At 60.0% G+C, this 3694-nt stretch carries 2 protein-coding genes; both read left to right on the top strand.

Going from position 1 to position 3694, the window contains the following annotated elements:
• A partial coding sequence (locus tag VZ95_RS03855) for an efflux RND transporter permease subunit (protein WP_084627560.1) occupies positions 1-3067 on the top strand: 3067 nt, incomplete at its 5' end.
• A 134-nt stretch (positions 3068-3201) separates the two neighbouring features.
• The coding region (locus tag VZ95_RS03850) for a hypothetical protein (RefSeq protein ID WP_045774704.1) at positions 3202-3694 on the top strand (493 nt) is incomplete at its 3' end.

Raw genomic sequence — 3694 nt, 5'->3', positions numbered from 1 at the left:
TGGGATGCTCTATATCAGTTCCCAATCCACCGGCGACGGTCGCCTCTCGGTCAACGTGGTGTTCAAACCGGGCACGAATATCGATCAAGCGCAGGTTTTGGTGCAGAACCGCGTTTCCATCGCCGAGCCGCGCTTGCCTGAAGAGGTTCGCCGCCTCGGCGTGAACGTGCTGAAAAGCTCGCCGGACCTGATGATGGTCGTGCATATGCTCTCGCCCGACGATTCGCGCGATCAGCAGTATATTTCCAACTATGCGACGCTCTATGTGAAAGACGTTCTGGCGCGTATCGACGGCGTCGGCAATGTGCTGGTGTTCGGCGCGCGCGATTATGCGATGCGCGTTTGGCTCGATCCCGCCAAGGTCGCGGCGCGCAATCTGACCGCCGGTGAAGTGGTGTCCGCGATCCGGGCCGCCAACGTGCAGGTGGCCGCCGGGGCGATCAATCAACCGCCCGCCAATACCTTGGGTGCGTTTCAGCTTTCGGTGCAAACCCAGGGCCGTTTGACCGATGTCGACGAGTTCGGCGCGCTGGTGGTGCGGGCCGAGCCCGATGGCTCCTATATCCGCCTGCGCGATATCGCACGGCTGGAGTTGGGCTCGCAGGATTATAACGTCAACTCGTTGCTGAATAATAAGCCTGCCACGGCGTTGGGGATTTTCCAGCGCCCCGGCTCCAACGCGCTTGCCACCTCCGAAGCCATTCTCGCGGCGATGACCGAGTTGAAAAAGGATTTCCCGGCGGGGCTCGACTATTCCGTCGTCTATAATCCAACCAACTTTATCGCCGAATCGGTCGATGAGGTGATTAAGACGCTGCTCGAAGCCATTGTGCTCGTCGTCATCGTCGTCATTCTGTTCTTGCAGAAATGGCGCGCCGCCATCATCCCGATTATCGCCATTCCGGTTTCCTTGATCGGGGCGTTCCTGATTATGGGCGCGGTGGGGATTTCCTTTAACACGCTCTCGCTGTTCGGCTTGGTGCTGGCCATCGGGATCGTCGTCGATGACGCTATCGTCGTGGTCGAAAACGTCGAACGCTACCTGCGCCAGGGCCTCTCGCCGAAAGCCGCCGCCCATAAGACGATGGATGAAGTCGGCAATGCTTTGCTGGCCATCGCCTTAGTGCTGTGCGCCGTCTTTATTCCCACGGCGTTTATCTCCGGCTTGCAGGGCTCCTTCTACCGTCAGTTCGCGGTCACGATTGCCGGGGCCACGCTGATTTCGGCCTTCGTCTCGCTCACCCTCTCCCCGGCGCTGGCGGCGTTGCTGCTGAAGCCCCATAGCGAGGAAGTCCACGGGCCGCGCTGGCTGCAAACCCTGACCTTCCCGATCCGCTGGTTCTTCGAAAAATTCGATGCGGCGTTCGAAAGCCTCGGGCGCGGCTATGCCCGGCTCACCCGCCGCCTGGTCCGGCTCAGCCTGATCGTGCTGGTGGTCTACGCCGGGCTCTTGGGCCTCGCCTATAATCGCCTGGTCGCAACGCCGACGAGCCTAATTCCGCAGCTCGACCGGGGCTATCTCATCACCGCGATGCAGCTCCCGCCGGGCTCCACCCTGGAGCGGACCGACGCCGTCATTCGCCGCGCGTCGGATATTTTGAAGGCCCATCCCGGCGTCGCCAATTCCATTTCCTTCGTCGGGCTGGATGGCAGCACCTTCACCAATGCGCCCAATAGCGGTGTTGTCTTCGTGGGGTTGAAGGATTTTAAGGAGCGCCAAGCGCTAGGGCTGACGACGCAAGGCATTCTGGCCGATTTGCGCAAGCAGATGTTCCAGATTAGCGAAGCCTTGGTCTTCGTGATCGAGCCGCCGTCCGTGCCCGGTATCGGCACCGGGGGCGGGCTGAAAGCCTATGTGCAGGATCGTTCGGGGCGCGGTCTGCCCGCGTTGGAAGGCGCAACCTGGGGCCTCGCAGGGCCGTTGGGGCAAACCCCCGGCTTTACCTCGGCCTTCACGCTGTTCAATACGCGCACGCCGCTGATTTATGCCGATATCGACCGGGTGAAAGCGGAAACCTTGGGCGTACCCATTACGCGCGTATTCGAAACCCTGTCGGTCTATATGGGCTCGGCTTTCGTGAATGACTTCAACATTCTCGGTCGCACCTTCCGCGTGACCGCCCAGGCCGATAACCCGTTCCGGCTGGAGCCGCGCGATATTGCCAATCTGAAAACGCGCAATCAGGACGGTCAGATGGTGCCTATCGGCGCGGTCGCCAACTTCCTCGATACAACCAGCGCCTTCCGCGTGCCGCGCTATAATCTCTACCCGGCGGCCGAACTGCAAGTTTCGCTGGCGCGCGGCTATTCCAGCGGCGAGGCCATCACGCTAATGGAGAAAATGGCCGCCGAAAAACTGCCCCCCGGCTTCGGCTTCGAATGGACTGAAATCGCCTTGCAAGAAAAGCTGGCGGGCAATACGGCCATCTATGCCTTCGGGTTGGCGGTGATCTTCGTCTTCCTGCTGCTCGCCGCACTCTACGAAAGCTGGCTGCTGCCGCTGGCGGTCGTGCTGATCGTGCCCATGTGTATTCTGGCCGCGATGATCGGCGTTGGTGTCCAGGGCCTCGACCGCAATATCTTGGTCGATATCGGCCTTGTCGTGCTGGTCGGGTTGGCGGCGAAAAACGCCATTCTCATCATCGAGTTCGCAAAACAGGCGCACGACGAAGGCATGAGCCGGTTCGAAGCCGCGATTGCCGCCGCCCGCACCCGTCTGCGCCCGATCATCATGACCTCGCTCGCCTTCATTCTCGGCGTGGTGCCGTTGGTCTTGGCCCAAGGGGCGGGCGCGGAAATGCGCCAGTCGCTCGGAACGGCGGTCTTCGCCGGGATGATCGGGGTGACGCTCTTCGGTTTGATCTTCACGCCAGTGTTCTACGTCGTCTGCCAAGCTTCGCCGACCGCGCCAAAAAACTGCGCACGCCGACGACCGAAGCCGGGCCGCTGGCCACCAGCACGCCCGCCTCTGAAACGCCGAACGCAGAATGAATCACCTAAAAATAAGCATCCCAGCGCGATTTTGTATCAAATTGTAACAAAAACGAGGCGATTTCGGTCATTTTAAGACCGGAATCGCCTCTTTCCAACCCAGTTCTCTCTCGATTTCAATCGGCCCTTAACCCATACTCAAGCACTATGACCTTTAAAATAAGGCATGGGTTGTGCTGACCATCGCGTCGGCTAGGGGGAGGAACGAATATGACGACACGCTCCAAAAAGGCGTCCGGGCGCGGGCTTGCGGGCAAACTGATCGCCGCCATGAGCATCATCGTGGCCACGACGCTGGGATCGGCCGTTGTCGGGGTTCTGTTTGTGCGCGAATTCACCAGCACGTTTCAGGATCTGTCCGAAACCCAGGTGCCTGCGGTTCGTCTGGCCGGGGAGCTGTCGGAAGCCGTGGGCTCCTTAGTCTCGGCGGCGGGGGCTATCGGCAATGCCCGCAATGAAACCGACCAAGAGACCGCCTACATCGGCTATACGGCGACCTACGATAAGCTCACCAAAACCCTCGGCACGCTCAAAACTCTCTCCAGCGAAAAAGAATCGCTGAATGCGATCGATCTTTACGGGACCCAACTGAAGGACCTGATCGAGCAACAGAATAAGCTCACAACCCAGCGCCTCCAACTGGCGGATAAACAAGCCGATCAAATGAGCGAGTTGCGGACCCGCCATAGTAAGCTTCTCGATC

Source organism: Elstera litoralis (assembly GCF_000963705.1).
Lineage (GTDB): Bacteria > Pseudomonadota > Alphaproteobacteria > Elsterales > Elsteraceae > Elstera > Elstera litoralis.
This window is presented reverse-complemented; position numbering and strand designations above follow the sequence as displayed.